This window comes from Sphingomonas sp. (assembly GCF_035490575.1).
Classification (GTDB): Bacteria; Pseudomonadota; Alphaproteobacteria; order Sphingomonadales; family Sphingomonadaceae; genus Sphingomonas.
Genome location: NZ_DATJLI010000063.1, coordinates 19668 through 46518, shown reverse-complemented (window position 1 = coordinate 46518; position 26851 = coordinate 19668). Strand labels below are relative to the sequence as shown.

The following is a 26851-nucleotide window of genomic DNA, read 5'->3' as shown; positions in this document are numbered from 1 at the left end:
CCTGCTGGCCGGTGCCTCCCGACGGTGCGCCCCCGTCACACGTCGCCACGGTGTCAAGCCGGGCCACGATTTCATAGAAGCAAAGCACGGCAGTGCGAAGGCCTTGGATCTTCGTTTGAGCATCGGTTGATACTGCCCTTTCACCCATCGAACCCGTCACATCGAGCACGAACATCACATCGGTGTTGGGCAGGCGCATCTCGGATTCGCACGTCACCGACAACTCGGCCGAGGTCTTGCCGAGCACGCGCATCAGCGTCATCGGCAGGTCGGCGGACGCCGTGCCCGTCACCTTGCCAGCAGCCTCCGAAAAGCTGCGGGTAATGCTCTCGGCACCGTAAATGTCCTGGCGGATGTTGGCGTCGAAAAAGCGTTCGGCCATCTGGCGCGGCAGGTTGCCTTGCTGTGCCCAGGTGCCGCCACCCATCGACTTGCGTCCGGCCAGCGCGCCCGCGTCGCAGGCATGTTGCAGCCGGGTCTTGACGATATACATGCGCGACAGGTCCAGCCCGCCGCCGATCATCCCGCACAGCGGGATCAGCGCGGCGGCGACCATCGCCAGCACGTTGCCGCGCGTGTCACGGGCCAGCCGCGTCAGCAGGCCTGCCGGTCGCCGTCCGCTGTTGCTCGATCCGATGATACGCTTGCCCATGCCCCGCCCGTGTTTGACAATTCGGTCCAATCCGGGCCTATGCGCGACCAAGCGATAAGCCGGATTGAAGCAGCATGGTTAACGCCGCGTCCACCTTTGCGCCCGGCGCAGAAGCCCGCGCGGCGGAGCGGCGGCTGATCCTGTCCTATGCCCCCGCCGACACGCGGGCGGGGGTTGCGGCTCTGTTCGATCTGGATGCAACGCTTGCCGATGTGCTGCGCCAGGCGCGCGAGCCGATGATCGCGCAGATGCGGCTGACATGGTGGCACGATGCGCTGTCTCGGCTCGACAGCGCGCCGCCACCCGCGCAACCCGTGCTGACCGCCTTGGCAGGTGAGGTCCTGGCGCACGGCGTGGCGGGCGCGGAGCTGGCCCGGCTGGTCGAGGGGTGGGAAGCGCTGCTGGACGGCGATCCGGCCGATCCGACGGCGCGGGCGTCCTTTGCCCATTCGCACGGCGGGCGGCTGTTCCGGCTGGCCGCGCGGCGACTGGCCGTCGACAGCGCGCTGCCCGATCCGGCCGGGCAGGGTTGGGCGCTGGCCGATCTGTCGCGCTCGCTTTCCGATCCGGCAGCGGCAGCGGCGGCGGCGGATGAGGCGCGGGCGTTGCTCGACCAGGCGCTGGCGGTGCGCTGGCCGCGTCGGCTGCGTGTGCTGGGCGGTTTTGCGCGGCAGGCGGCGATGGATCTGGCCGAACCGCGCGACCGGCCATTGCCCGCTGCGACGCCGGGCCGCATCGCCCGCCTTGGCTGGCACCGGCTGACGGGGCGATAGGCGCGGACGCCATCGCGCGCTAACCTGTCCTTGGACAGTCAGGGAGCAGGGCGATGTGGCGATATTGGGTGGGTGCGCTGGCGGGCGTGCTGATGGCGGCGGCGGCATTGTTCCTGTTCCGCGCAAGCGCGACCGACGATGTCGTGGTGCCGCCCCCGCCGATGCCCGCAGTCGTCGCCGATCCTGCTGAAACGCCGCTGCCCGACCGCTTGCCCGAAGCAGCCCCGGCGACACGCGAGGAGCGGCGTTTCAACCGCTATGACAAGGATCGCGACGCCAGAATCACGCGCGACGAATATCTCGCCAGCCGCCGCAAGGCCTTTGCGAAACTCGACAAAAATGGCGACGGGCGGCTGGATTTCGAGGAATGGGCGGTTCGCACCACGACAAAGTTCGCGGGTGCCGACAAGGATCGATCGAACAGCCTGAACCGCGCCGAGTTCGCGACCACGGCGGTCAAGCGGCGTGCCCCGCGCCGCCGCGCCGACTGTCCGCCCGCGCCTTCGCCCGCCGACGCGGACGAGGGTTAAGCGATCATCCCGCCGCCGCGCGCCAGTCCGAAAAGGCGGTGCGCGCGCGGGCGGTATACATCAGCTTGCGATCAGCTTTTTTCGTGCGCCCCTCGATCGGGGGGAACAGGCCGAAATTGACGTTCATCGGCTGATAGCTGTCCGCCTCGGCCCCGCCGGTGATGTGCGCCAGCAGCGCGCCCAGCGCGGTCTCGACCGGCGGTATCGGCAATGTGCGCCCGGCCAGCTCGGCGGCAGCAAAGCGGCCCGCGATCAGGCCGATCGCCGAACTTTCGACATAGCCCTCGCACCCGGTGATCTGCCCCGCAAAGCGCAGATTGGGCCGCGCTTTCAGTCGCAATGTCGGGTCGAGCAGCACGGGGGAACGGATGAAGGTATTGCGGTGCAGCCCGCCCAGCCGCGCGAACTCGGCATTCTCCAGGCCGGGGATAGTGCGGAAAATGCGGACCTGCTCGCCATATTTCAGCTTGGTCTGAAAACCGACCATGTTCCACAGCGTCGCGGTGGCATTGTCCTGCCGCAACTGGACGCACGCATAGGGCCAGCGTCCGGTGCGCGGATCGTCCAGCCCCACGCCCTTCATCGGGCCGAAGCGCAGCGTTTCCACCCCGCGCTCGGCCATCACCTCGATCGGCATACAGCCGTCGAAATAGGGGACATTCTCCCATTCGCGGAACTCCGCCTTTTCCCCGGCCATCAATTCGGCGTGGAAGGCGTGATACTGATCGCGGTCGAGCGGGCAGTTGATGTAATCCTTGCCGTCGCCCGCCGGTCCCGCCTTGTCCCAGCGCGACTGTTTCCACGCAATGCTCATGTCGATCGATTCGGCGTGGACGATGGGCGCGATCGCGTCGAAGAACGCCAGCGCATCGGACCCCGTCGTCGCGCCGATGGCGTCGGCCAGCGACGGCGCGGTCAGCGGCCCGGTGGCGACGATGGCGGGCGTGTCGGTGGGCAGCGTGTCGACGCGTTCGCGCACGACGGTGATGTTGGGGTGATCGGCCAGCGCGCGCGTCACGCTTTGCGAAAACGCATCGCGGTCGACCGCCAGCGCCGACCCGGCTGGCAATTGATGCTTGTCGGCCATCGCCATGATGAGCGAATCCAGCGCGCGCATTTCCGAATGAAGCAGGCCGACGGCATTGCGTTCGGCATCGTCGGAGCGAAAGCTGTTGGAACAGACCAGCTCGGCCAGCCCGTCGGTCTGGTGCGCGGGCGTCATGTTGCCGCCGCCGCGCATTTCGGACAGTTTCACACGGATGCCCGCTTGCGCCAGTTGCCAGGCCGCTTCCGACCCGGCCAGCCCGCCGCCGATGATATGGATGTCGTGGGTTGTCGTCATGACGCCGCAGATAGGGATGTCAGCGCCAGCTGTCGAACCACATCCAGTGATTGAAATCCTGAGGGTCGGCCAGCGGCGCGCCGCTGATGATCGGATAGAACCACGCAAAGGCAATGACCGCCATCAGCGCGACTGCCCCGTCGACCCATCGCAGGCGCGCGGGCAGCAGCGCCAGCGCACCGGCGCCCGCCAGCGCGACGAACACGCCCGACAGGTGGTAGTAGTAATAAAAGCCCAGGCTTTTCGGGATCGCCGCCCAGATCGCGACCGAAAACAGCCACAGCAGCGCCAGCACCAAGTGCCCCGTGCGCCCGCGAATGCCCGCCCACAGGCACGCCGCGACGCCGGCAAGGCCGCCCCACATCACCACCGGATTGCCCAGCAGCAGCACGCCGCGCAGTACGCCCAGATCGGGTTCGTAATGATACCAGATCGGCCGGATCATCAGCGGCCAGCTCCACCAGTCCGACTGATAGGGGTGGTCGCGCAGAATCTGCGTCTGCGCTTCATACATGCGCTGTTGCAGCGTGATCAGGCCGCCGGGGGTATTGGGGTCGGCGGCGTAGGAAAAGGTCGGCACGAACGTCGCGAAATAGGCCGCGATGGCGATCAGGCCCATCGGGATCGCCAGACCCAGCGCCGCTACCGGCGTGCGCCGATGCGCGACCAGCACGCCGACGCAGGCCAGCGCGACATAGGGCGCGGCGGCCCATTTCACCGCGACCCCCGCGCCCAGCAGCACGCCCGCCAGCGCGATGCGCCCCGCGCGCCGTCCCGGCGGCGCCTTGACCGCCCATAATGTCGCCGCCAGTCCGCCGGTCACGAATGCACCCAGAAAGCCATCGAGCATCGCGATGCGGGCCTGGATGAACACCGTCTGGTTCACCGCGACGAACAGCGCGCCCAGCGCCGCCGTCCGCACCGATCCGAACAGCAGCATCAGCATGGCAAAGCCCGACAGCACGGTGGCCGTCCCCGCCAGCGTCGCCATCGCGCGCCAGCCGATCGCATTGTCACCGAACAGCGCGATGCCGACCGCGATCAATTCCTTGGCCAGCGGGGGGTGTTCGGTGTTCGCCGGGTGCGCCAGGTCGAGCATGGCGCGTGCGGCGGGCACATAATGCACTTCATCAAAGACCAGTCCCGACGGGCGGCCAAGGTGCACGCTGAACAGCAATTGCGCGGCAATCGCGATCAACAGGGCAACCAGTGCGGGGCGATCGGCAAGGCGCATCGGGTGCGGGCCTTAGCGCAGCGGCGCGTTGATGGGAACGCATACCCTTGCCTCGACGCCCTGCGCGCGCCAATGAAGCGGGCATGAAGCGCAACACCGGCCAGGACCGTTCGATCACCCAGCATTGGCGACCCGCAACGCAGGCGGTGCGCGGTGGCACCCGGCGTTCGGAGTTCGGGGAGACGTCCGAGGCGATCTTCCTGACGTCCGGCTATGCCTATGACTGTGCGGGCGATGCCGCCGCGCGGTTCGCGGGCGAACAATCAGGCATGACCTATTCGCGGTTGCAGAACCCGACGGTCGAGATGCTGGAACAGCGGATCGCCCTGCTTGAGGGGGCGGAGGCGTGCCGCGCGACGGCCAGCGGCATGTCGGCGATGACGGCCGCGCTTTTGTGCCAGCTGGAACAGGGCGACCATGTCGTCGCGGGCCGTGCGCTGTTCGGGTCGTGTCGCTGGCTGACCGACACGCTGCTGCCAAAGTTCGGGATCGCGACCACGATCGTGGACGCGCGCGATGCACAGGCGTTCGCCGATGCGACCAACGACCGCACGAAATTGTGGTTTTTCGAAACGCCCGCCAATCCGACGATGGATATCGTCGACCTGAAGGCAGTGTGCGCGCTGGCGAAGCAGTGCGGCGTCCGCACCGTGGTCGACAACGCGTTTGCCACGCCCGCGCTGCAACGGCCGATGGATTACGGGGCCGATATCGTCGCTTATTCCGCGACCAAGATGATGGACGGGCAGGGCCGCGTGCTGGCCGGGGCGGTTTGCGGGACCGAAAATTTCATCGTCAACGAACTGCTGCCCTTCACCCGCAACACCGGCCCGACGCTGAGCGCGTTCAACGCGTGGGTCGTACTGAAGGGGCTGGAGACGCTGGACCTTCGCATTCGCCGCCAGTCCGAAAATGCGCTGGAAGTCGGCCGTTTCCTTGAGGGGCGGGTGGCGCGCATCAATCATCCCGGCCTGCCCAGCCATCCGCAACACGCGCTGGCCGCATCGCAGATGGTAATGGCCGGCCCGATCTTTTCGCTTGAGGTCGATGGCGGGCGGGCACAGGCGCACGCGCTGCTCGACGCGCTGACCCTGATCGACATTTCGAATAACATCGGCGATTCGCGCTCGCTGATGACGCATCCGGCGTCGACCACGCATTACGGCGTGGCGGAGGAGAAGCGGATCGAGATGGGCGTGACCGAGGGGTTGTTGCGCCTGAACGTCGGTCTGGAGGACCCCGCCGACCTGATCGACGATCTGGATCAGGCGCTGCGGGCGATCGGCCTGTGAAGGCATTGTTCACCGGGGAAGCGCGGACCGAGGGCATCGTTGTGCGAACCGCGGTCAGTTACCTGTCCGAACAGTCCGAACCGGATCGGGGCCGCTGGTTCTGGTCCTATCACATCCGCATCGAAAATGACGCCGACATGGGCGTGCAACTGCTCAGCCGCCGCTGGATCATCACCGATGGTCGCGGCGCCCGCCATTCGGTCGAGGGCGAAGGGGTGGTCGGCGAACAGCCGATGATCGCGCCGGGCGACAGTTTCGATTATGTGTCGGGATGCCATCTGGCGACACCGACGGGATCGATGCAGGGCAGTTATCAGATGCTGGGTGAGGACGGATCGATGTTCGACGTGGCCATCCCCCGCTTTGGGCTGATCGCCCCGACGGTGGCGGGATGAAGCGCACGCACCTGCCGCTCAACGGGCTGCGCGTGCTGGACGCGGCCGCCCGGCACCTGTCGTTCACGCGCGCGGCTGACGAACTGGCGGTGACGCCTGCCGCCGTCGGGCAACAGGTGCGCGCGCTGGAGGACACGCTGGGCGTCGTGCTGTTCCGCCGCACCACGCGCGGGCTGGAACTGACGCCGGAGGGGGAGCGCGGGCTTGAGGCGCTGCGCGACGGCTTCCTGCAGTTCGAGGAAGCCGTGCGCGCGATGCAGGCGGGGCAGTCGTCGCGCTCGCTGACGATCGCCGCGCCGCGCGACCTGACGCACAAATGGCTGATGCCGCGCCTTTCGGAGATTTCGGCGCGCGAACCCGAACTGCGTTTCGTGCTGGTCGTGGCGGACGAGGGCGTTGATTTCGCACAGGCCAATCTCGACCTCGCCATCCGCTGGGGCGAAGGGCCGGGCGAACATGAGGGCGAGGCGATCGAATCGGACGGTATGATCGCTGTCGGGCGGCCCGGCGGCGGCGCCGATACGCGCATCTCGTGGCCGGGCTGTCTGAACGAGGAATCGGTGTCGCGCGTGATGGTCGGCGACGCGGGGCTGGCGATCGAGGCGGCGGCGGCGGGTCTGGGTCATGCGACCGTCCCCGAATTGCTGGCGCGCGCCGATATCGCGGCAGGGCGGGTCGAGGTGCTGGGCGAGCCGAAGCCTTATCCGCGCGGTTACTGGATGGTCGCGCCGCTGCCGCAATGGCGCCAGAAGAAGGTGCGGGCGCTGGTCGACGCGCTGGCGGCGTGACGGCCCGTCCCACGCCGGTGCTTCGCACCGCGCGGTTGGTGCTGCGCCCGCGCGTGGTGGAGGATGCCGACGCGCTGTTTCCCGCGTTCGCCGATGTCGATGCGATGCGTTACTGGTCCGGCCCGCCGCATATCGACCTGGCCGAAACGCGCCGCGTGCTGGCGCAGCGCGATCCGGCCTGGCGGTGCTGGGCGATCACGCGGGCGGGTGGTGACGCGGCGATCGGCTTTGTCGCGGTGGGGGAGAAGCGGCAGGGCAATGTCAGCGAACTCGCCTATCTGCTGGCCCGCGCGCATTGGGGCACCGGCATTGCAGGCGAGGCGGTAAGCGCCGTCATCGACCGGCTGTTTGAAGAAGGGCAACGGCGCGTGTTTGCCGATGTCGATCCCGACCATGTCGCGTCGCGCCGGTTGCTCGAAAAGCTGGGGTTCACGCTCGAAGGCATCCTGCGCGCCGAATGGGAAACGCATATCGGTGTGCGCGACACGGCGCTTTACGGTCTGCTCGCCAGCGACGGGTCAGCGCGCGGTGCCGAGCAGGTCTAACGCCCGCGCCACCAGGTTTTCAAGCGCTACCGGATCGACCGGGCCATCGTCGCGGTGCTGGCTGGCGACGACCGCGAACCAGCGGCCGGCACGGTCGCGAGCCAGGTGGTTGAGGCTGAGCACCCCCGGCTCCGAACCGCCCTTCGACCCTGTATAGGGCAGGCCGTGCTTGCCCTGACGCGCGGTCGACAGAATGCGGTGCACGCGTGCACCGCCGTTGCGGGACAGCCAGTCGAGCGTGCGCGCCATTGCGCGGGGGCTGGCGAACCATTCGATATCGGGGCGAACCGGCCTGTCGCCGAACAGCGCCGGGTCCAGCGGCGCACGCGCCAGTGCCGGGTGGCGCAGCCGTGCGCGCCGTGCATCGGGGGTCAGTGACGCCCAACCGTCCGACAGCGCCGCTGCGTCGGGGTGCTTCAATCGGAACGCCTCCGCCGTGGTCAGCACCGGCAGGCCGCTGGCGTCCGCACCCAGCGCGGCGGCGCGTTTGTCGACGGCCGCGCGGCCCAGCAACGCAATCAGCGTGTCGGTCGCGCTGTTGTCGCTGATCGCGATCATCAACGTCGCCAGTGACTGCACCGTCATCGGCGTGCCCGCCGGCCAGTCCTGCGTGATGCCGCTGGGCAGCGATGGCGGGCCGAGCGGCACCACCTGTTCCCAGTTCACACGACCCGCATCGACCTGTGCCGCCAGTTCGGCCAGCACCCATAATTTGAAGCCTGACCCGATCGGCGCGGCAATATCGCCGCGCTGTTCGATCAACGCACGCGGCGATGGCGGCTCCAGGGCATAGACGCCGAAGCCGACCTGCCCCGGCAGCGCGGCGGCTTCGGTCGAAATGGTTTGGAAGCTGTCGTTCAGCGGCGCGGTGCCGATGATCGCAAATCCCGCCACCTGCCGGTCGCCGCCGGGCATCAACGTCAGCCGGACGCGTGCACGACCGCGTTCGAACGTCAGGCTGGCATCGGCCTCCAGCGCGTTGTGCCGCTCGACCCGGCCGACGCCGGTCGGGTGGCCCATGCGCGCACGAAGCTGCGCGGCGATCGCGTCGAAGCGGACCTTGGGCACCTCGGCCCGGAAACGCGGACCGAAGGTCGCGTCATAGTCGCCCCGCCCGTCGAGCAGCGCGACGATCTGGGCCAGCCGCATGTTCGCATCGACCTGAACCGGCTGGATGGCGACAATCGCGGGCGGGAAGGGCAGCATGAAGCCTTCCTCGCCCAGAACGCGCGCCGGGGCAATCAGGCAGTGACGATCTCCCGCAGGATCGCTTCGAGCACGGGCATTCCGGCGGGGGTGACGGTCAGCCGTCCGGCGTCGCGAACCAACAGGCCCTGCCGCGCCAGCAACGCCACACGCGCTTCGTCCAGCGGCATGGCGCCGCCGCCGAGCGTCGCGATGCGGTGAAGGTCGACGCCTTCATCCAGCCGCAGCCCCATCAACAGCGCCTCGACCGCTTGGGTGGTAGGCGACAGCGCGTCGCTGGTTTCCATGCCATGGGCGTTGCGTCCGACGGCGCTCAACCAGTTTTCGGGCTTTTTCCGTCGAAACGTCGCTTCGCCGCCGCGTCGCCCATGCGCGCCCGGCCCGATGCCGACATAATCGCGGTAACGCCAGTAAGTCAGGTTGTGGCGGCTTTCCTGACCCGGACGCGCATGGTTGGAAATCTCGTAGGCCGGGATGCCCGCCGCGTGCGTGATGGCGCGCGTCGCCTCGAACAGGTCTGCCGCACTGTCGGCATCGGGGATGGTCAGGTCGCCCCTGGCCGCCAGCGTGGCAAATCGCGTGCCCGGTTCGATCGTCAGCTGGTAAAGCGACAAATGACCCGTGCCGAACGCCAGCGCGCGGCTCAACTCTTGCGTCCACGCGGCGAGGGACTGGCCGGGGCGGGCATAGATCAGGTCGAACGACACGCGGTCGAACGCCGATTGCGCGGTGTCCAGCGCCGCCAGCCCCTCGGCCACAGAATGCGCGCGGCCAAGGAACGACAGCGCCTGATCCTCCAGCGCCTGTAGTCCCAGCGATACCCGATTGACGCCCGCCGTCGCGAGATCGGCAAAGCGCGATGCTTCGACCGACGACGGATTGGCCTCCAGCGTGATTTCGCAATCGCTGTCCAGCCCCCAATGCCGGTCGGCGGCGGTGATGATCGCGGCGACGGTGACGGGCGGCATCAGCGACGGCGTGCCGCCCCCGAAAAAGATCGATCCCAGCCGCCGGTCCGGCGTCAGCGCCGCTTCATGCGCCAGATCGGCGAGCAGGGCGTCGCGCCACAGCCCCTGATCGACAACATCGCGAACATGGCTGTTGAAGTCGCAATAGGGGCATTTGGAAATGCAGAACGGCCAGTGGACATAGAGCGCAAGGGGATCGGTGGTCATCACCCGCCAATATGTGCCTGGCCCGCGCGGCGAAAGCATGGCGCGCAAAAGAAAAGGAGGGCCTTTCGACCCTCCCTCTCCCGATTTCGATCTGCCGCCCGGTCGGCGGGCGGCGGAGCGCGATCAGTTGCTGTCGGGCAGCTCGTCGCCGTCATTGGTCAGGCCAACGACGAGGATCGCAACGACGCCAGCACCGATCACGGCCGGGAACAACATCGAGCCGGTGGCCTTGTTGCTCTTTTCCGAAGCGGTCGAAGCGCGAACCTGCTTCGCAACCGACAGGCTGCTGGCGGGGGCGGCGACGACGGGTGCAGCGGCGATGGTGGTCGCGGCAACCGCGGTGAGGATCTTACCAAACATATTATGCATCTCCCTTAACAAACAAATGGCCGGTCGCGACCCGCTCATAAGTCGAGAAAGTCACTAAACCGTATCCACGCCCCGCTGCAACAAACGAAGTGCGTTTCGGGTCCGTGGCGATCACGTTATTCGCCCGGAACGGTCAGAACATTGTCGACCAGTTGCCGAAATGCATCAGCGCGGTGGCTCATCGCGTGCTTTTCGGCGGCATCCATCTCGCCAAATGTCTGGTTATGGCCGTGCGGTTCGAACATCGCGTCATAGCCAAAGCCGTTGGTGCCGCGGGGCGGCCACACCAATTGGCCATCGACCCGGCCCTCGAACCATTCGACATGCCCATCGGGCCAGGCGAGTGCCAGCGCGCAGACGAAATGCGCGTCGCGGGCAGGCGCAGGGTGGATCGCGGCCAGCCGATCCTCGACCAACTGCATCGCGGCCGCGAAATCCTTGCCCGGCCCGGCCCAGCGCGCCGAGAAAATGCCGGGTTCGCCGCCCAGCGCGTCGACGCACAGCCCTGAATCATCGGCCAGCGCGGGCAGGCCCGACAGGTCGGCGGCCTGCATCGCCTTCAGCTCGGCATTGGCGACAAAGGTCGTGCCGGTTTCTTCCGGCTCGGGCAGGTCCAACTCCGCCGCCGACACCGGCTCGATGCCATAGGGACCGAGCAGATCACGAATCTCACGCACCTTGCCTGCATTATGGCTGGCGATCACCAGCCGCCCCGGCGTCAGACGTCGGATCGCCTGGTGGCCCGAGCCCTCGCCGCTCACCGGCCCACCGCCTTGCGCTGCGCCGCGAATATGTCGTTGCAGCCGATCCGTGCGAGGCGGAGCAGGCGCAGCAGCGATTCCTCGTCATAGCACGCGCCCTCGGCCGTCGCCTGCGCCTCGGCAATGCGGCCATCGCCCAGCAGAACGAAATTGGCGTCGGCATCGGCGGCCGAATCCTCCGGGTAATCGAGGTCGAGGACCGCCTGGCCGTTGTGGATGCCGCAGCTGACGGCAGCGACCTGATGCAGGATCGGGTCGGTTGCGATCTTGCCCTCGGCCAGCAGCTTGTCGATTGCCAGGCGAAGCGCGACCCATGCGCCGGAGATCGACGCGGTGCGGGTGCCGCCATCGGCCTGGATCACGTCACAGTCGAGCGTGATCTGGCGCTCCCCCAGCAGCTTCAGGTCGGTGACGGCGCGCAGCGAGCGGCCGATCAGGCGCTGGATTTCCTGCGTGCGGCCCGACTGCTTACCCTTGGCCGCTTCCCGGTTGCCGCGCGTGTGCGTGGCGCGGGGCAACATGCCGTATTCGGCCGTCACCCAGCCTTCGCCCTTGCCGCGCAGGAACGGGGGCACGCGTTCCTCGACACTGGCCGTCACCAGCACGCGGGTGTCGCCAAAGCCGATCAGCACCGATCCTTCGGCATGGCGGGTGAAATTGGGTTCGATGGTGATCGCACGCATTTCGTCGGGGGCGCGGCCGGATGGGCGCATCTATTCAGCTCCTGTTTGGTTGAGCGTGGCGATAGCGGCCCCGGCCGCCCGGCGCCAGCACCCCGAAAGGAAATGCCATGATGCTCCGCCCCCTGATCCTCGCCGCGCTGCCGCTGGCGGCGGCGGGCTGTGCCACCGATATGTCCACCGCCCCCGCCGCACCGATCCCGGTCGAGCGCCAGGCGATCACTTATTCGACGCAGCCCTGTTTCGGCACCTGCCCGGTCTATCGGGTCAGCGTCACGCCGGAGGGGCAGGGGGTTTTCATCGGCGAGCGCCATACCGCCGCGACGGGGGAGCACCGGTTCCAGGTGACGTCCGAAGTCGCGCGCCGCTTTGCCGACCATCTGGCATCGGTGCGCCCGGCCAGCGGCGACCGGCGGATCGACATGCAGAGCGAGGATTGCGGGATCGCGCCCACCGACATGCCCGGCATTGCGGTCGAATGGGCGAGTAATACCGGTGCCGCGCCGCAGACGCTGAGCCTGTATCTGGGCTGTCGCAGCGTCGAGGCGCAGCGAGTGGCCGGCGTGCTGCGCGCCGCGCCCGACATGTTGCCCATCGCCGACTTCATCGGAAAGCGTTGAGCACGCGTCGCCGCGCGCCTACATCACAGGCATGACGCCCCCGATCCAGGAGATGACCGACCGCGCGCGCGACGTGTTCAGGATTGTCGTTGAAAGCTATCTCGACACCGGGCTGCCGGTGGGTTCGCGCACCCTGTCGAAGATTTCGGGACTGAACCTGTCGCCCGCCTCGATCCGCAATGTGATGCAGGATCTTGAGGAAGCGGGGCTGCTCGCCGCCCCGCATACCTCCGCCGGGCGGATGCCGACCGAAAGCGGGCTGCGCCTGTTCGTTGACGGCATGATGCAGAGCCACGAGCCGTCGGTCGAGGAACGCACCGCGATCGAGCGGGAAGCGCGCGAGAACGGCCCGGTCGAGGATGCCATCGCCAATACCACGGCCGTGCTGTCGGGCCTGTCGGCCTGTGCCGGGCTGGTGCTTGTGCCCAAACGCGAGCCGCGGTTGCGCCAGATGGGCTTCGTCCCGCTCAGCCATGACAAGGCGCTGGCGGTGCTGGTGGGGGAGGACGGATCGGTCGAGAACCGCGTCGTCGACCTGCCGCCCGGCCTGCCGCCTTATGCGCTGGAACAGGCGGCCAATTACCTGTCGGCCATGCTGGCGGGCCAGACCCTGACCGAAGCGCGCACGCGGCTGACCGGCCAGATCGCGCGCGAACGCGCGGCGCTCGACGCGGCGGCGCGCGACCTGATCGAACGCGGGCTGGCGGTGTGGAGCGAGGATGGCGACCAGCGCCCGGTGCTGATCGTGCGTGGCCAGGCGCGCCTGCTGGACAACAGCGCTGCCGACGACCTGGACCGGGTTCGGCTGTTGCTCGATGAACTTGAGGGCAAGGAGGAAATCGCCCGCCTGCTCGATTCAGCGCGGGAGGGGGATGCGGCGCGCATTTTCATCGGATCGGAGAATAAGTTATTCTCGCTGTCCGGGTCGTCGGTGATCGCCAAACCGGTGCGCTCGCTGGACGGGCGCGTGGTCGGCGTGGTCGGCGTGATCGGGCCGACGCGGTTGAACTATGCCCGCGTCGTGCCCATGGTGGATCTGACCGCCGCGACATTATCGCGGCTCTTGAGTTGACTGCGTCACAGGGGCTTATGGAACAGAATGAAACGACGGCGGCCGAACCCGCCGCTACCAATGACAGCGAAGTGCTGCGCGAAGCGACGGCGGAGGCCGCGCCCGAAGTCGCGGAGCATGACCGGGTAAGCGCGCTGGAGAGCGAGTTGGCCGATGCCAGGCGGCAGGTGCTGTATGCCCAGGCCGAGGTTCAGAATGTCCGCCGCCGGGCGGAGAAAGAAGCGGCCGATGCGCGCACCTATGCCGCGACCGCCTTTGCCCGCGACGTGCTGTCGGTCGCCGACAATCTGACGCGCGCGCTGGCTGCGATCCCCGAATCGTTGCGCGAGGACGACAAGTTCAAGGGGCTGGTCACGGGTCTCGACGCGACGGGCCGCGAACTGGACAGCATCTTCGCGCGGCACGGCATTAGCCGCATCGTGTCGGTCGGCGAATCGCTCGACCCCAACCGCCATCAGGCCATGTTCGAGGTTCCCTCCGCCGAAACCGCGCCCGGCACGATCGTGCAGGAAGTACAGGCGGGTTACATGATCCGGGAACGGTTGTTGCGCCCGGCGCTGGTCGGCGTGGCCAAGGCGGCCGAATAGGCGACCGTATCGCGGGACCGGCGGTGTCCGGTCCCGTCATCCTGACCGGGCCGCGCGACAAGCGCTTCGCTGCCGTTTAAGCAGAGGGCCATGCCGAACCGCTTTTCCAACCTGCCCAATCGTCGCGCGATCATCGACCGCCGCGCCATCGCCGATCGGCTGGCCGAATTGCCCGCCGGCAACACCAGCGATCTGCGCCAGGCATCGGCCCGGATGCTCAAGGACGCGCTGGATGCCGGACGGGCGGAAATCATGCGCCGGTTCGAGGAGCATCCGACACGCGGGCTGGAGGCAGCGGCGGGGCAGGCGTTTCTGACCGACCAGTTGCTGCGGTTGCTATGGGACTTCACCGTCCAGCGGCTCTATCCCAACAACAATCCCACCGCGGCGGAGCGTATGACGTTGATCGCGGTGGGCGGCTATGGCCGGGGCGAAATGGCGCCGCATTCGGACATCGACATCGGTTTCCTGTCGCCGTGGAAGCGCACGGGCTGGTGCGAGCAGGTCATCGAATCGATGCTCTATTCGCTGTGGGACATGGGCCTGAAGGTCGGCCATTCGTCGCGCTCACTGGACGAGATGATCCGCATGGCGAAGTCCGACGTGACCGTCCGCACCGCTTTGCTGGAGGGGCGCTATGTCTGGGGCGACACCGAACTTTACGACGAAGCGTCACGACGCTTCCGGCTTGAGGTGCAATCGGATACGCGCGGGTTCATCGCGGAAAAGCTGGCCGAGCGCGACCAGCGCCACCGCAAGATGGGCGACAGCCGATATGTCGTCGAACCCAATGTGAAGGAGGGCAAGGGCGGGCTTCGCGACCTGCACACCTTGTTCTGGATCGCCAAGGACGCTTACGGCGTCCAGCGCGCCGCCGAACTGGTGGAAAAGGGGTTGCTGACCCGTCAGGAATATCGCCGGTTCCACCGTGCGGAAAACTTCCTGTGGGCAGTGCGTTGTCACCTGCACCGGATGGCGGGGCGGGCGGAGGATCGCCTAACCTTCGACATGCAGCGGGAGATTGCCGCGCGCATGGCCTATGCCGACCGGCCGGGCAAGTTGGCGGTCGAGCGGTTCATGCAATTCTATTTTTTGCAGGCGAAGACGGTCGGCGACCTGACGGGCGTGTTCCTGGCGCATCTGGACGAAACCTTTGCCGCGCGCGGGCGGCGGTTCGGGTTGCCGTTTATCCGCCGCTCGCCGCGCAAGCTGCACGGGTTCGTCCTCGATCGCGGGCGGCTGGCGCTGCCGCGTGACGACTTCTTTCGCGAGGACCCGGTGCGGTTGATCGAGCTGTTCTCGCTCGCCGACCTGCACGGCGTCGAAGTGCACCCGCTGGCGATGCGCGCGGCGTCGCGCGATGCCAAGCTGGTCGACGATTACCGGCGCGACAAGCGGGCGAACGCGCTGTTCCTCGACCTGCTGACCAGCCCGCGCGACCCCGAAACGGTGCTGCGCTGGATGAACGAGGCGGGGGTGTTCGGCCGTTTCGTGCCCGATTTCGGCCGCGTCGTCGCGCAGATGCAGTTCGACATGTATCACCATTACACCGTCGACGAACACACCATCCGCGCCGTCGGCCTGTTGTCGCGCATTGACCGGGGGCTGTTGAAGGACGAACATCCGATTGCGACCGCACTGTTCCCGCAGATCGTGTCGCGTCGGGCGCTGTATGTCGCGGTGCTGCTGCACGACATCGCCAAGGGGCGTGGCGGCGACCATTCGATTCTGGGGGCGGAAGTGGCCGAGCGCCTGTGCCCGCGCCTGGGTCTAAGCCCCGCGGAAACCGAGACTGTCGCGTGGCTGGTGCGCTGGCACCTGCTGATGTCGGCAACGGCGTTCAAGCGCGACCTGTCGGATTTCAAGACGATCCTCGATTTCGCCGCCACCGTCGCCAGCCCGCAGCGGCTGATGATGCTGATGGTGCTGACGATCGTCGATATCCGCGCGGTCGGGCCGGGCACCTGGAACGGGTGGAAGCGCCAGTTGATCGGCGACCTTTACGAAGCGGCGGAGGAAGTGCTGCGGCGCGGCCACAAGCAGCGCGGGCGCGGCGAGCGTGTCGCGGCCAAACAGGATGCGCTGGCGCAGGCGCTGGGATGGGACGCCGCGGCGTTTCGCAAGCTGGTGAAGAACCTGCCTGAGAGCTATTGGGTCGCCGAGCCGGCCGATGTTCTGGAACGCAATGCCCGGCTGATCCAGGGTGCCGATGGCCGGAGACTGTCGGTCGATGCCCAGCCCGATGCCGAATTGGGCGCGACGCTGGTGACGATCTATGCCGCGGATCATCCCGGCATCTTCTATCGCATCGCCGGGGCGATCCATGCAGCGGGCGGCAACATCATCGACGCGCGCATCCACACCACGCGGGAAGGGATGGCGCTCGACAATTTCCTCGTCCAGGACCCGCTGGGGCGCCCGTTTGACGATCCCGGACAGCTCGACCGGCTGAAAAGCGCGATCGGCGACGCGCTGCTCAACCGCGCCAGGATCACCGAGCGACTAAAGGCAAAACCGCTGCCGCGCGCGCGGGCCGAGGCGTTTCAGATCGAGCCGGCGGTGTTGATCGACAACCACGCATCCAACCGTTTCACCGTAGTCGAGGTGAATGCGCGCGACCGCCCGGCATTGCTGTATCACCTGGCCAACGCGCTGTTCCAGTCGAAAGTCACGATCCATTCGGCCCATGTCGCGACCTATGGCGAACGCGCGGTCGATACCTTTTATGTGACCGACCTGATCGGCGACAAGATCGACGCCACGGTGCGGATGCGAACGCTGGAGCGCCGGCTGCTGGAGGCCGCGACCGAGGGGCCGTTGGCCGAAGCGGCGTGAACGGAGTGACAAGGGAAATGCTGATGCCGCCGTTCATTCTGTTGCTTGCCGCCCCGTTGCTGATCGCGGCGGCGCCGATCGAGGCGCTGGATACGCCCACCTTCCTGGCGCTGGTGACGGCGATCGTCGGCGTCGTGTTGTTGCGCGGGGTGTTGTTGCGCCGTCACCTTCGCAAGCGGCGCGGCAAGCCGCGGCCGCCCGAGTCGTCGGACGAAAGCGGCAACGATCGCCCCTGACGGCGGCAGCGGATGCGACTGATTTGCAACGCTTTGCCGCCTAGCTATTGAGAGTGACTTGCATCTTTAAGCGGTCGCGCTAAACGGCGCCGCAAAGGAGATGTCCGTCAATGTCCGCACCGCTGTTGCTCGCCGCCCTGTCACTCGTGTCGCCCGTTGATGAAGATCCGCAGGCGCAACGTGAGGAAATCGTCGTTACCGGCGTTCGTGACCTTGCCAGCGAGGAGGGCGAATATGGTGTGCGTGCCAGCCGCTCGGCAACGCGCCTGGGCCTGAGCCAGAAGGACACGCCGCAATCGATCAGCGTCGTGACGCGCGCGCAGATTGACGATTTCCAGCTTCGTGACGTCAACACGCTGCTCAGCACGACGACGGGCGTGAATGTCCAGCAGACCGAAACCGATCGCACCTATTATTCGGCTCGCGGGTTCGACATCACCAATTTCCAGCTCGACGGCGTGGGCCTGCCCTTTGCCTTCGGGCTTCAGAACGGCGCGCTCGACACCGCCGCGTTCGACCGGGTTGAAGTGCTGCGCGGCGCCAATGGCCTGCTTTCGATGACGGGCAATCCGTCGGCGACGATCAACTTCGTCCGCAAGCGGCCGGGCACCGAACTGGCGGGCAGCGTGCTGCTGACCGGCGGCACCTATGATACCAAGCGGATCGAGGGCGATGTGACCGTCCCGCTGGCTGCCGATGGCAGCGTGCGGTCGCGGATCGTCGGCGCCTATCAGGATGTCGGCAGCTATCTCGACCGTTACACCGGCAAGCGTTCGGTGCTGTATGGCATTGTCGAGGCGGACCTGACACCCACGACGACGTTGGCGGTCGGCTATCACCGGCAGGACAATCGCACCGATGGCGGCATGTGGGGTTCGCTGCCGCTGTTCACGACGGAAGGTGCGCCGACCGATTACGACCGTTCGACCAACACTTCGGCCGAATGGTCGCGCTGGAACATCCTCGAGCAGCAGATTTTCGGCGACCTGACCCAGCAGCTTGGCGGCGACTGGAGCGCCAAGATCTCGGTCCTTCGCAAGACGATCGACGAGGATGAGCGGCTGTTTTACGTCTATGGCAACCCCGGCGCTGCCGAGGGTGCCGGCCTGTTCGCCTATCCGGGCGCATTTCGTGGTCCGACCCGCGAGTTGACGCTGGACGGTTATGTGACAGGCCCGGTGAATATCGGCGGACGCGCTCATGAAGTGGTGGTCGGCGTCAATCACGGCACCGCGCATCTGATGCAATCCGCCAGCTATCCGCCGGCGGGCGCGCTGCTGCCTGGCGACAGCGCGTTCGATGGGAGTGTGGCGCTGCCCGACTTTCCGCCCTTCGTTCTGAGCGCCGACTACAATACCAGCCGCAGCTCGGTTTACGGGCTGGTGCGCCTGAACCCGTTCGACCGGCTCAAGATCATGGTCGGCGGCAACTATACCTGGATCGAGAGCGAGGGTTATTCCTACGGCGTCGACCGCGTTTATGATGAAAGCCGCGCGCTGCCGTTCGTGGGCGCGACGTTCGACGTGACGCCGAACATCAGCCTGTATTCGAGCTTTTCGGAAATCTTCAATCCGCAATTCGAGATCAGTGAGGCGTTCACCATCCTGCCGCCGGTCGAGGGCGACAATCTGGAAGCCGGGATCAAGGGAAGCTGGTTCGACAACCGCTTCTATGCCTCCGCCGCGGTTTTTCGCGCGCGCCAGAACGGTTTGGCCGAAGCGTCGATCTTTGACACGACGATCGGACAGCAACTCTATCGCACCATCGACGCGACCAGTGAGGGGATCGAGCTTGACCTGGGCGGCCAGCCGCTGGCGGGCCTGAACGTCACCGGCGGGTACACCGCGCTGCGCGTGCGTAGTCCGGAGGGTGATGCGGTGCGGACCTATGTGCCGCGCCACACCGGGCGCCTGAACGTCACCTATACGCCGCCATCGCTGCCTGCGGTGACGGTGGGCGGCGCAGTGCAATATCAGAGCGAGATCTCCCGCCAGCAACGTGCCGCCACGGATGCCATGGCGGAGATCCGCACGACGCAGGGCGATTACGCGTTGCTCGACCTGATGGCGCGCTGGACGATTACGCCTGCAATTTCGCTGACCGCCAATGTTCGCAACCTGACCAACGTCAAATACATCACCAGCCTGATGTGGGAGCAGGGCTTCTACGGCGCGCCGCGCACCGCATCGGCGACGCTGGGCTTCAAGTTCTAAAACCGCGCACGACTGGCAACAAAAAGGGGCGGCCCGCACGGGACCGCCCCTTTTTTTCCGCCGTCGGGCGTCACCGGTTATTTCGGCGACAGCACCATCAGCATCTGTCGGCCTTCCATGCGCGGATAGCTCTCGATCTTGGCATCTTCGGCGCAATCCTGCTGGACGCGCTGCAGAAGCTGCATACCGAGCTGGCCATGGCTGAGTTCACGGCCGCGAAAACGCAGTGTGACCTTCACCTTGTCACCTTCGCCGATGAACTTGTGGATCGCCTTGACCTTCACATCGTAATCGTGATCGTCGATGTTCGGACGCATCTTGATCTCCTTGATCTCCTGCGTCTTCTGGGTCTTGCGAGCCTGGTTGGCCTTTTTCTGGGCTTCGTATTTATACTTGCCCACATCCAGGAACTTGGCGACGGGCGGATCGGCATTGGGCGAAACCTCGACCAGATCGAGTCCGACTTCCTTGGCCTGATCCATCGCTTCGCGCGTGTACATCACACCCAGATTCTCACCGTCCTGGTCGATGACACGGACACGGGGGGACTGGATGAACTCGTTGAAACGAGGACCGTTCATGGGCGGGGGCGCCATGGGGCGCCGCATCGGGGGACGTATAGTGCAATCTCCTGAGGTAGTTCGACCATCGATATAATGATTCAACCCGCCCGATGAAAGGCGGTTGCATCTTTTGTTGCATCGCCTGTCACCAGTGTTGCCGATTCAGCGCAGGTCGGGCGGCGTGGCTTCGTCGCGCAGCATGGCGATTGCTTCGTCCAGCGACATCATCCGCTGCCCCTCGCGACCCAGCGTGCGGACGGCGACGGTGCCTTCCTCCGCCTCGCGCTTGCCGACCACCAGCAGGTGCGGAACCTTGGCCAGCGAGTGTTCGCGCACCTTGTAGTTGATCTTCTCGTTGCGGAGGTCGCTATCGACGCGAATACCCGCCGCTTTCATCCTGTCGGCCACGTCGCGGGCATAGGCATCGGCATCGGACACGATCGTCGCCACCACCGCCTGGGTCGGTGCCAGCCACACGGGCAGGCGGCCCGCAAAATGCTCGATCAGGATGCCGATAAAGCGCTCATAGCTGCCGAAGATCGCGCGGTGCAGCATGATCGGACGGTGGCGCTCGCCATCCTCCGCGACATAGCTGGCGTCGAGTCGTTCGGGCAGCACGCGGTCGGACTGGATCGTGCCCACCTGCCATGTCCGGCCGATCGCGTCGGTCAGGTGCCATTCCAGCTTGGGCGCATAAAACGCCCCTTCGCCCGGCAGTTCCTCCCAACCATATTCGGGCGTCGCCAGCCCGGCTTCAACCACGGCGTTGCGAAGCTCGGTTTCGGCCAGGTCCCACATCGCCTCGGTCCCGAACCGTTTTTCGGGGCGCAGCGCCAGCTTGATCGAGTAAGTGAACCCAAAGTCGCGATAGATGCGATCGGCCAGTTCGCAGAACCTGCGAACTTCATCCACGATCTGGTCCTCACGGCAGAAGATGTGCGCGTCGTCCTGCGTGAACTGGCGCACGCGCATCAGGCCGTGCAGCGCGCCGTGCGGTTCGTTGCGGTGGCAGCAGCCATTTTCATACAGGCGCAGCGGCAGGTCGCGATACGACTTGATTCCCTGACGAAAGATCAGGACGTGCGCCGGGCAGTTCATCGGCTTCAGCGCCATCCAGTCGGCGTCGTCGCTGACGATCGGGCCTTCATCCTCGGTGTTCGGGACCTCGTCGGGGATGACGAACATGTTTTCGCGATACTTGCCCCAATGGCCGGACGCCTCCCACTGGCGCGCGTCCATCACCTGCGGCGTCTTGACCTCGCGATAGCCCGCACCGTCGATCGCGCGGCGCATATAGGCTTCCAGCTCGCGCCAGATCACGAAGCCGTTGGGGTGCCAGAACACACTGCCATGCGCCTCGGCCTGCAAATGGAACAGGTCCATTTCCTGCCCCAGCTTGCGGTGGTCGCGCTTGGCCGCTTCCTCCAGCCGGTGCAGGTGCTGGTCGAGTTGCTTCTTGTTCAACCAGCCGGTGCCATAGATGCGGCTGAGCATCGCGTTCTTCTGATCGCCGCGCCAATAGGCACCCGACACGCGCGTCAGCTTGAATGCCTGTGGGTCGAGACGTCCGGTCGAGGGCATGTGCGGCCCGCGGCACATGTCCAGCCATTCGCCCTGCCGATAGACCGTCAGTTCCTCCCCTTCGGGCAGTTCGGCGGCCCATTCGGCCTTGAACGTCTCCCCCTGCTTCGTCCACAGCGCGATCAGGTCGGCGCGGCTCCACACCTCCCGCACGAAGTTTTCGTTGCGGGCGATGATGGCGCGCATCTCCGCCTCGATTGCGGGAAGGTCGTCTTCGGTAAAGGGTCGCTCTGCGGGCGCGAAATCATAATAGAAACCGTCTTCGGTCGCGGGACCGAAGGTGATCTGCGTGCCCGGAAACAGCTTTTGCACCGCTTCGGCCATGACGTGCGCGTAATCGTGGCGGGCCAGTTCCAGCGCATCGCCTTCGTCTCGCGCGGTAATCAGCGCCAGTTGCGCGTCGCCCTCGAACGGGCGGGACAGGTCGCGCACTTCGCCGTCGACGCGCGCGGCCATTGCCGCCTTGGCCAGGCCCGGCCCGATCGCGGCGGCCACATCGCCGGGCGTAGTCCCGGGCGCCACCTCACGCACGGAACCGTCGGGCAGCGTGATGCGGAACATGGCGGACATCGAAAAATCACCTATGGGCGTGGGAAGAACGGCGCATATGCCGCGTTGCACCACCCGAGCGCAAGTCAGGCGATGCCGAACGGCACCACGGTGTTGTCGCCGTCATGCCCCACCCGCGCGCGGCCCAGATAGGGCACGCCCATTTCACCGCACCACCGCGCCATGATCTGCTCCAGCGTTTCGCCGAACGCTTCCGGCCCGTCGCCTTCCGGCACGGCGGTGACGCTGCCCAGCCGGATGCCCGCAATGCCGCGCAACTGCGTCGATTGCGCGAGCTGGAACATCATCCGGTCGATCCGGTAATAGCTTTCGCCCACTTCCTCGATCAGCAGGACGTGGCCGGTCAGGTCTGGCACCCACGGCGTGCCCAGCATCGCGGTCAGGATCGCCAGATTGAATGCCGCCGCCGGCCGTCCATCGAGACCCGGCTCCAGCGCGCGTCGGTCCTTCGCGGTCAGCCACGCCAGCGCGCGCCACGCGGGGCCGCCGCGATTGCGTTCGGTCGCTTCGGTCGACATCGGGCCGTGGCACGGGTGGCCGATCCGCTTGGCATAGAGCGCACCCAACACGAACCCCATGTCCGAATAGCCCATATAGGTCTTGGCTCGCGCCGCGTCGTTCAACTGCGGCATCACGGCGCTCAGGATACGGTTCGACCCATAACCGCCGCGTGCGAACCAGATCGCGTCGATGCCGGGATCATTGGCGCGCGCGACAAAGGTTTCTGCACGCAGCGCATCCGGTCCCGCAAAATGCCCCGCATCGGCAAAGCATTGCGGGTCGAAGATCAGCTCAACCTCGGGAAAGCTGAGCGCGGCAAAGGCGGCACCGCGCGCGGCGGCCTCTGGCGTGATCGAACGGGCGGGGGCGACGACGGCGATCTTCATGCGGCCGGACCCTAAGCGCGCGGGGCGGGGCGTGTCGAGCGGGCTTGCCCTTGCCCGCGCAAGTGCCGATAGGCGGCACCCTATGCGCGAACGCTATTTCTTTGTCGGGATCGGCGGGTCCGGCATGATGCCGCTGGCCATGATCCTCGCCGGTCGCGGGGCGACCATCGCGGGGTCCGACCGCACGCTGGACCAGGGGCGGCTGGCGCCCAAGTTCGACGCGCTGCGGGCGATTGGCATCGACTTGTTTCCACAGGACGGCAGCGGGATCACGGATGGCGGCCAGACCATCGTGGCATCCGCCGCGATCGAGGACAGCGTGCCCGACATTCAGGCAGCCACGCGCGTCGCCGCCCCCCGGATGAGCCGCGCGCAGTTGCTGGCCGATCTGTTCAACGACAGCGCGCTGTCGATCGGCGTGGCGGGCACCAGCGGCAAGTCGACCGTGACGGGCATGATCGGCTGGATTCTGCACGCCTGCGGTCGCGACCCCACGGTGATGAACGGCGCGGTGATGAAGAACTTCGTCGCGCCCGACCGCCCGTTCGCCAGCGCATTGGTCGGCGGCGGCGATGCGTTCGTCAGCGAAGTGGACGAAAGCGACGGCTCGATCGCGCTCTATACGCCCGACATCGCGGTGCTGAACAATGTCAGCCTCGACCACAAGTCGCTGGACGAGTTGCGCGCGCTGTTCGGCGATTTCGCGGGCAAGGCGCGGATGTCGGTCGTGAACATCGGCGATGCGGAGGCGGCGGCGCTGGCCGCCCGTATCGGCAATGACCGCCGCATGACCTTTGCGGTTGAGGGCGATGCGGACCTGTCCGCACGCGACCTGATTCCCGAACCCTTTGCCATCGCCTTCACACTGGTGGGGGAAGGGCAATCATTGCCCGTGCGGTTGTCGGTGCCGGGTCGCCACAATGTCGCCAACGCGCTGGCCGCCATCGGCGCGGCGCGGGCGGCGGGCGTGCCGCTGGCCGACGCAGCGCGCGTGATCGAGGGCTTTGCGGGGCTGAAGCGTCGGTTCGAACTGGTGGGCATGGCGGGCGGCATCGCGGTGATCGACGATTTCGGACACAACCCCGACAAGATCGCCGCGACGCTGGACACGCTCACCGCCTTTACCGGTTCGCTGAAACTGCTGTTCCAGCCGCACGGCTATGGCCCGCTAAAGGTGATGCGCCGCGAACTGGTCGAAAGCCTGGCCGCCCGGTTGCGGCCGGGGGACGAACTGGTGCTGCCCGATCCCGTCTATCACGGCGGCACCACCAGCCGCGAAGTCACCAGCGCCGAAATCGTCGCCGATCTGACCGCGCAAGGGGCGCCCGCGCGCCACATTCCCGACCGCGCCGCCGCCGCCGCGCATCTGGTCGCGACTGCATCACCGGGCGACCGCATCGTCGTGATGGGGGCGCGCGACGATACGCTCAGCCAGCTTGCCGCCGACATGCTCACCCAGATCAGGATGAAGGAACCGTCATGAACCAGGACGCCCGCATCGCCTTTCGCGTGACCGAGGGGGCGGGACCGACCATCGTGTTCCTGCCCGGCTATGCCAGCGACATGAGCGGCACCAAGGCGCTGGCGCTGGAGGCATGGGCCAGGGAAAACGGCCGCGCCTTCGTCCGCTTCGACTATCGCGGCTGCGGCGAGAGCGAGGGCGCGTTCGAGGATTTCACGCTGGCCGACTGGCGCGACGATGCGCTGCTGGTGGTGGATCAGGTGGCGAAGGGTCCGGTGGTGCTGGTCGGGTCGTCGCTGGGCGGCTGGATCGCGCTGCTGGTCGCGCGCGAACGGCCCGACCGGATCGCCGCGCTGGTCGGGATCGCGCCCGCGCCCGATTTCACCGACTGGGGCTTTTCGCAGGCCGACAAGATGGCGCTGCTGACCGACGGGCGGCTGGAAAAGCCGTCGCCCTATTCGGATCAGCCAACCGTCACGACGCGCGCCTTCTGGTCGTCGGGAGAGGCGAACCGGCTGATGCACGGGACGATCCCGTTAAAGCTGCCCGTGCGGATCGTGCAGGGGATGCGCGACAGCGACGTGCCATGGGAACGCGCCGCGCGGCTGGCGCAACTGATCGAGGGTGCCGACGTTCAGTGCTGGCTGGTCAAGGACGGCGACCACCGCCTGTCGCGCGACGCCGACATCGCGCTCATCGTGCGCGCGGTCGAGGATGCGGCGGCGGCGATTCCAGCCTGATCCGGTTTGCGCCCGGCAAGCGCGTTCCCATATCGCGGCGAACGATCCAGAACCAAGGGAGCGCTTCGTTGAACTATCTCCACACCATGATCCGCGTCACCGACCCGGATGCCACCGTCGCTTTTTTCGAGCTGCTCGGCCTGAGCGAAGTGCGGCGTATGGAAAACGAAGCGGGCCGCTTCACCCTGATTTTCCTCGCGACGCCGGAGGACATGAATGGTCCCGGCGAACGCGCCAAGGCGGAGGTCGAACTGACCTATAACTGGCCGGCGCAAGATGGCAGCGCGCCGGAGGTTTATACCGGCGGCCGCAATTTCGGGCATCTGGCCTACCGCGTCGACAATATCTACGAGACCTGCCAGCGGCTGATGGACGGCGGCGTCACGATCAACCGCCCGCCGCGCGACGGCAACATGGCGTTCGTCAAGACACCCGACGGCATCTCGATCGAACTGCTTCAGGCGGGCGATGCGCTCGCCCCGGCCGAACCCTGGGCCTCGATGCCCAATACGGGTAGCTGGTAAGATGAGCGCGCCGCTTCAGGTCGTTTGCGTCCCCGCGCTGTCCGACAATTATGTCTGGCTGATCCATGACGTCGACACGGGCGAGACGGTGGTGGTCGACCCGGCCGAAGCGGCGCCCGTGCTGGCCGCCGCCGATGCGCGCGGCTGGCGGATCGGACAGGTGTGGAACACCCACTGGCATCCCGATCATACCGCCGGAAATCAGGGGGTGAAGGACGCGCATGGCGCGATCGTCACCGCCCCCGCCGCCGAAGCCGCGAAAATCCCCACCGCCGACCGGCTGGTGGGGGAGGGGGACGCCGTTTCCATCGGCGCCCACCGCGCGATGATATGGGAAACGCCCGCGCATACGGCGGGACATATCAGCTATCATTTCGCCGAAGATGCGATGGCGTTCGTAGGCGACACGATGTTCGCCATGGGATGCGGGCGGCTGTTCGAGGGGACGGCGGATCAGATGCACGCCGCGCTGCAACGCCTGGCCGCGCTGCCGCCGGAGACGGTCATCTACTGCGCGCACGAATATACGCTGTCCAACGCCCGCTTCGCTGCCCATGTCGAGCCGGACAATGCGGCGGTCGCCGCCCGGCTGGCCGAGGTCGAGCGGCTGCGTGCGGGTGGCGAGGCCACGGTGCCCACCACCATCGGTGCCGAGCGCGAGACCAATCCGTTTGTCCGCGTCGACAGCGCCGCCGCGCTTGCCGAGCGCCGCGCGGCCAAGGATAGTTTCATGGGGTGATGGCGCTCATTGCCGGTTCATGCGTTATTGGTTCTTCTGTGCCGAAACGGAGGACATCCATGCGACTCGCACCGCCGATGCTGATCGCCGCCGGATTGCTGGCCGGCTGCGCCGCGACACCCGAGCAACAGGCTGCTCAGGCCGAACGCGATGCCGGCCACGCCGCCGAACTCGCCCAGCAGCTCGACGGGTTCACTGCGGGGGACGCGCAGGCGTGCCTGCCCGTCAACACGACCCGGCGCACGCGCTATTATGGCGACACCATCCTGTATGAAGTCAGTGGTCGTCTGGTCTATCGCACCGATACGACCGGCGGCTGCAATCTGGAACGCGACGACATCCTCGTGACCCAAACGCCGATCGGCCGTCTGTGCCGCGGCGACATTGCCCGCACCATCGACCGCACGTCGCGGTTCCAGACGGGGTCGTGCGCGCTGGGCGCATTCGTGCCCTATCGCAAGACGACGGAGGGTTGAGCCG

At 66.7% G+C, this 26851-nt stretch carries 28 protein-coding genes; 17 read left to right on the top strand and 11 right to left on the bottom strand.

The window, feature by feature from the left end:
* The coding region (locus VL973_RS04870; protein WP_325282906.1) for a TadE/TadG family type IV pilus assembly protein at positions 1-652 on the bottom strand (652 nt) is incomplete at its 3' end.
* 74 nt (positions 653-726) lie between these two features.
* Here VL973_RS04870 and VL973_RS04865 point away from each other — a divergent pair.
* Together VL973_RS04865 and VL973_RS04860 are read left to right on the top strand one after the other, a co-directional pair.
* On the top strand, positions 727-1425 hold the full coding sequence (locus tag VL973_RS04865) for a squalene/phytoene synthase family protein (RefSeq protein WP_325282905.1): 699 nt from the start codon (positions 727-729) through the stop codon (positions 1423-1425).
* A gap of 53 nt (positions 1426-1478) precedes the next feature.
* Positions 1479-1955 carry an EF-hand domain-containing protein gene (locus VL973_RS04860; protein WP_325282904.1) on the top strand — a complete coding sequence of 159 codons (477 nt, stop codon included), beginning with the start codon at positions 1479-1481 and terminating at the stop codon, positions 1953-1955.
* 4 nt (positions 1956-1959) lie between these two features.
* Here VL973_RS04860 and trmFO read toward each other — a convergent pair whose 3' ends face one another.
* Both trmFO and VL973_RS04850 read right to left on the bottom strand, forming a co-directional pair.
* Positions 1960-3297 carry a methylenetetrahydrofolate--tRNA-(uracil(54)-C(5))-methyltransferase (FADH(2)-oxidizing) TrmFO gene (trmFO, locus tag VL973_RS04855; RefSeq protein ID WP_325282903.1) on the bottom strand — a complete coding sequence of 446 codons (1338 nt, stop codon included), beginning with the start codon at positions 3295-3297 and terminating at the stop codon, positions 1960-1962.
* A gap of 19 nt (positions 3298-3316) precedes the next feature.
* Positions 3317-4531, bottom strand: coding sequence for a phospholipid carrier-dependent glycosyltransferase (locus VL973_RS04850; protein ID WP_325282902.1), 1215 nt, complete (start codon positions 4529-4531; stop codon positions 3317-3319).
* Positions 4532-4614: 83 nt separating this feature from the next.
* Here VL973_RS04850 and VL973_RS04845 point away from each other — a divergent pair, with 83 nt between their 5' ends.
* The 4 genes from VL973_RS04845 to VL973_RS04830 are packed head-to-tail and all read left to right on the top strand — an operon-like array spanning position 4615 to position 7551.
* A complete protein-coding gene (locus VL973_RS04845; protein ID WP_325282901.1) occupies positions 4615-5823 on the top strand; it encodes a trans-sulfuration enzyme family protein in 1209 nt (402 codons plus the stop codon).
* Positions 5820-6218, top strand: coding sequence for a Co2+/Mg2+ efflux protein ApaG (gene apaG, locus VL973_RS04840; RefSeq protein ID WP_325282900.1), 399 nt, complete (start codon positions 5820-5822; stop codon positions 6216-6218). Before VL973_RS04845 ends, apaG begins: the two co-directional genes overlap by 4 nt.
* Entirely contained in the window at positions 6215-7006 is a 792-nt protein-coding gene (locus tag VL973_RS04835) for a LysR family transcriptional regulator (RefSeq protein WP_325282899.1), read from the top strand. Before apaG ends, VL973_RS04835 begins: the two co-directional genes overlap by 4 nt.
* Positions 6958-7551, top strand: a complete 594-nt coding sequence (locus VL973_RS04830) for a GNAT family N-acetyltransferase (RefSeq protein WP_414712193.1) — start codon at positions 6958-6960, stop codon at positions 7549-7551. The genes VL973_RS04835 and VL973_RS04830 overlap by 49 nt, the downstream gene beginning before the upstream one ends.
* On the opposite strand, the gene VL973_RS04825 is transcribed toward VL973_RS04830, so the two are convergent.
* The 5 genes from VL973_RS04825 to rph all read right to left on the bottom strand — a co-directional run bounded on the left by VL973_RS04825 (position 7525) and on the right by rph (position 11775).
* Positions 7525-8757 (bottom strand): serine hydrolase, encoded by a 1233-nt coding sequence (locus tag VL973_RS04825; RefSeq protein ID WP_325282897.1) that lies wholly within the window; start codon positions 8755-8757, stop codon positions 7525-7527. The two genes, VL973_RS04830 and VL973_RS04825, sit on opposite strands and share 27 nt — an antisense overlap.
* 35 nt (positions 8758-8792) lie before the next feature.
* Positions 8793-9932, bottom strand: a complete 1140-nt coding sequence (gene hemW, locus VL973_RS04820) for a radical SAM family heme chaperone HemW (RefSeq protein ID WP_325282896.1) — start codon at positions 9930-9932, stop codon at positions 8793-8795.
* 123 nt (positions 9933-10055) lie between these two features.
* Positions 10056-10292, bottom strand: a complete 237-nt coding sequence (locus VL973_RS04815) for a hypothetical protein (RefSeq protein WP_325282895.1) — start codon at positions 10290-10292, stop codon at positions 10056-10058.
* A 125-nt stretch (positions 10293-10417) separates the two neighbouring features.
* The gene (gene rdgB, locus VL973_RS04810; RefSeq protein WP_325282894.1) at positions 10418-11062 is read right to left on the bottom strand and encodes an RdgB/HAM1 family non-canonical purine NTP pyrophosphatase; all 645 of its coding nucleotides are present in this window, start codon (positions 11060-11062) and stop codon (positions 10418-10420) included.
* Positions 11059-11775, bottom strand: coding sequence for a ribonuclease PH (rph, locus tag VL973_RS04805; RefSeq protein WP_325282893.1), 717 nt, complete (start codon positions 11773-11775; stop codon positions 11059-11061). The genes rdgB and rph overlap by 4 nt, the downstream gene beginning before the upstream one ends.
* A gap of 77 nt (positions 11776-11852) precedes the next feature.
* Between rph and VL973_RS04800 the strand changes: the two genes are divergently transcribed.
* From VL973_RS04800 to VL973_RS04775, 6 genes are all read left to right on the top strand, one after another.
* Entirely contained in the window at positions 11853-12362 is a 510-nt protein-coding gene (locus tag VL973_RS04800; protein ID WP_325282892.1) for a DUF6438 domain-containing protein, read from the top strand.
* 31 nt (positions 12363-12393) lie between these two features.
* Complete coding sequence (gene hrcA, locus VL973_RS04795) at positions 12394-13434, top strand: heat-inducible transcriptional repressor HrcA (RefSeq protein WP_325282891.1); 1041 nt, start codon at positions 12394-12396, stop codon at positions 13432-13434.
* A 17-nt stretch (positions 13435-13451) separates the two neighbouring features.
* Positions 13452-14021 (top strand): nucleotide exchange factor GrpE, encoded by a 570-nt coding sequence (gene grpE / locus VL973_RS04790; RefSeq protein ID WP_325282890.1) that lies wholly within the window; start codon positions 13452-13454, stop codon positions 14019-14021.
* 90 nt (positions 14022-14111) lie between these two features.
* On the top strand, positions 14112-16856 hold the full coding sequence (locus tag VL973_RS04785; RefSeq protein ID WP_325282889.1) for a [protein-PII] uridylyltransferase: 2745 nt from the start codon (positions 14112-14114) through the stop codon (positions 16854-16856).
* A 23-nt stretch (positions 16857-16879) separates the two neighbouring features.
* On the top strand, positions 16880-17092 hold the full coding sequence (locus VL973_RS04780) for a hypothetical protein (protein WP_325282888.1): 213 nt from the start codon (positions 16880-16882) through the stop codon (positions 17090-17092).
* A gap of 110 nt (positions 17093-17202) precedes the next feature.
* A complete protein-coding gene (locus tag VL973_RS04775; protein WP_325282887.1) occupies positions 17203-19305 on the top strand; it encodes a TonB-dependent siderophore receptor in 2103 nt (700 codons plus the stop codon).
* Positions 19306-19382: 77 nt separating this feature from the next.
* Here VL973_RS04775 and infC read toward each other — a convergent pair whose 3' ends face one another.
* The 3 genes from infC to VL973_RS04760 form a co-directional block, all read right to left on the bottom strand.
* Positions 19383-19913, bottom strand: a complete 531-nt coding sequence (gene infC / locus VL973_RS04770; protein ID WP_325282886.1) for a translation initiation factor IF-3 — start codon at positions 19911-19913, stop codon at positions 19383-19385.
* A 117-nt stretch (positions 19914-20030) separates the two neighbouring features.
* Entirely contained in the window at positions 20031-22019 is a 1989-nt protein-coding gene (gene thrS, locus VL973_RS04765) for a threonine--tRNA ligase (protein WP_325282885.1), read from the bottom strand.
* A gap of 65 nt (positions 22020-22084) precedes the next feature.
* Entirely contained in the window at positions 22085-22906 is an 822-nt protein-coding gene (locus VL973_RS04760; protein ID WP_325282884.1) for an LD-carboxypeptidase, read from the bottom strand.
* An 82-nt stretch (positions 22907-22988) separates the two neighbouring features.
* Between VL973_RS04760 and VL973_RS04755 the strand changes: the two genes are divergently transcribed.
* From VL973_RS04755 to VL973_RS04735, 5 genes are all read left to right on the top strand, one after another.
* Positions 22989-24389, top strand: a complete 1401-nt coding sequence (locus tag VL973_RS04755) for a glutamate ligase domain-containing protein (protein WP_325282883.1) — start codon at positions 22989-22991, stop codon at positions 24387-24389.
* The gene (locus VL973_RS04750; RefSeq protein WP_325282882.1) at positions 24386-25108 is read left to right on the top strand and encodes an alpha/beta fold hydrolase; all 723 of its coding nucleotides are present in this window, start codon (positions 24386-24388) and stop codon (positions 25106-25108) included. Before VL973_RS04755 ends, VL973_RS04750 begins: the two co-directional genes overlap by 4 nt.
* 68 nt (positions 25109-25176) lie before the next feature.
* The gene (locus VL973_RS04745) at positions 25177-25632 is read left to right on the top strand and encodes a VOC family protein (protein ID WP_325282881.1); all 456 of its coding nucleotides are present in this window, start codon (positions 25177-25179) and stop codon (positions 25630-25632) included.
* Between the two features lies 1 nt (position 25633).
* Positions 25634-26371: a hydroxyacylglutathione hydrolase gene (gloB, locus tag VL973_RS04740; RefSeq protein WP_325282880.1), complete on the top strand. Its 738-nt coding sequence runs from the start codon at positions 25634-25636 to the stop codon at positions 26369-26371.
* A 59-nt stretch (positions 26372-26430) separates the two neighbouring features.
* Complete coding sequence (locus VL973_RS04735; protein WP_325282879.1) at positions 26431-26847, top strand: hypothetical protein; 417 nt, start codon at positions 26431-26433, stop codon at positions 26845-26847.
* Positions 26848-26851 lie beyond the last annotated feature (4 nt).

Excerpts from the sequence above, each read along its gene's own strand:
- VL973_RS04865 (WP_325282905.1), top strand. The coding sequence starts at position 727 with ATGGTTAACGCCGCGTCCACCTTTGCGCCCGGCGCAGAAGCCCGCGCG.
- VL973_RS04860 (WP_325282904.1), top strand. The coding sequence starts at position 1,479 with ATGTGGCGATATTGGGTGGGTGCGCTGGCGGGCGTGCTGATGGCGGCG.
- trmFO (WP_325282903.1), bottom strand. The coding sequence starts at position 3,297 with ATGACGACAACCCACGACATCCATATCATCGGCGGCGGGCTGGCCGGG.
- VL973_RS04850 (WP_325282902.1), bottom strand. The coding sequence starts at position 4,531 with ATGCGCCTTGCCGATCGCCCCGCACTGGTTGCCCTGTTGATCGCGATT.
- VL973_RS04845 (WP_325282901.1), top strand. The coding sequence starts at position 4,615 with ATGAAGCGCAACACCGGCCAGGACCGTTCGATCACCCAGCATTGGCGA.
- VL973_RS04835 (WP_325282899.1), top strand. The coding sequence starts at position 6,215 with ATGAAGCGCACGCACCTGCCGCTCAACGGGCTGCGCGTGCTGGACGCG.
- VL973_RS04830 (WP_414712193.1), top strand. The coding sequence starts at position 6,958 with ATGGCGCCAGAAGAAGGTGCGGGCGCTGGTCGACGCGCTGGCGGCGTG.
- VL973_RS04825 (WP_325282897.1), bottom strand. The coding sequence starts at position 8,757 with ATGCTGCCCTTCCCGCCCGCGATTGTCGCCATCCAGCCGGTTCAGGTC.
- hemW (WP_325282896.1), bottom strand. The coding sequence starts at position 9,932 with ATGACCACCGATCCCCTTGCGCTCTATGTCCACTGGCCGTTCTGCATT.
- VL973_RS04815 (WP_325282895.1), bottom strand. The coding sequence starts at position 10,292 with ATGTTTGGTAAGATCCTCACCGCGGTTGCCGCGACCACCATCGCCGCT.
- rph (WP_325282893.1), bottom strand. The coding sequence starts at position 11,775 with ATGCGCCCATCCGGCCGCGCCCCCGACGAAATGCGTGCGATCACCATC.
- VL973_RS04800 (WP_325282892.1), top strand. The coding sequence starts at position 11,853 with ATGATGCTCCGCCCCCTGATCCTCGCCGCGCTGCCGCTGGCGGCGGCG.
- hrcA (WP_325282891.1), top strand. The coding sequence starts at position 12,394 with ATGACGCCCCCGATCCAGGAGATGACCGACCGCGCGCGCGACGTGTTC.
- grpE (WP_325282890.1), top strand. The coding sequence starts at position 13,452 with ATGGAACAGAATGAAACGACGGCGGCCGAACCCGCCGCTACCAATGAC.
- VL973_RS04785 (WP_325282889.1), top strand. The coding sequence starts at position 14,112 with ATGCCGAACCGCTTTTCCAACCTGCCCAATCGTCGCGCGATCATCGAC.
- VL973_RS04780 (WP_325282888.1), top strand. The coding sequence starts at position 16,880 with ATGCCGCCGTTCATTCTGTTGCTTGCCGCCCCGTTGCTGATCGCGGCG.
- VL973_RS04775 (WP_325282887.1), top strand. The coding sequence starts at position 17,203 with ATGTCCGCACCGCTGTTGCTCGCCGCCCTGTCACTCGTGTCGCCCGTT.
- infC (WP_325282886.1), bottom strand. The coding sequence starts at position 19,913 with ATGCGGCGCCCCATGGCGCCCCCGCCCATGAACGGTCCTCGTTTCAAC.
- thrS (WP_325282885.1), bottom strand. The coding sequence starts at position 22,019 with ATGTCCGCCATGTTCCGCATCACGCTGCCCGACGGTTCCGTGCGTGAG.
- VL973_RS04760 (WP_325282884.1), bottom strand. The coding sequence starts at position 22,906 with ATGAAGATCGCCGTCGTCGCCCCCGCCCGTTCGATCACGCCAGAGGCC.
- VL973_RS04755 (WP_325282883.1), top strand. The coding sequence starts at position 22,989 with ATGCGCGAACGCTATTTCTTTGTCGGGATCGGCGGGTCCGGCATGATG.
- VL973_RS04750 (WP_325282882.1), top strand. The coding sequence starts at position 24,386 with ATGAACCAGGACGCCCGCATCGCCTTTCGCGTGACCGAGGGGGCGGGA.
- gloB (WP_325282880.1), top strand. The coding sequence starts at position 25,634 with ATGAGCGCGCCGCTTCAGGTCGTTTGCGTCCCCGCGCTGTCCGACAAT.
- VL973_RS04735 (WP_325282879.1), top strand. The coding sequence starts at position 26,431 with ATGCGACTCGCACCGCCGATGCTGATCGCCGCCGGATTGCTGGCCGGC.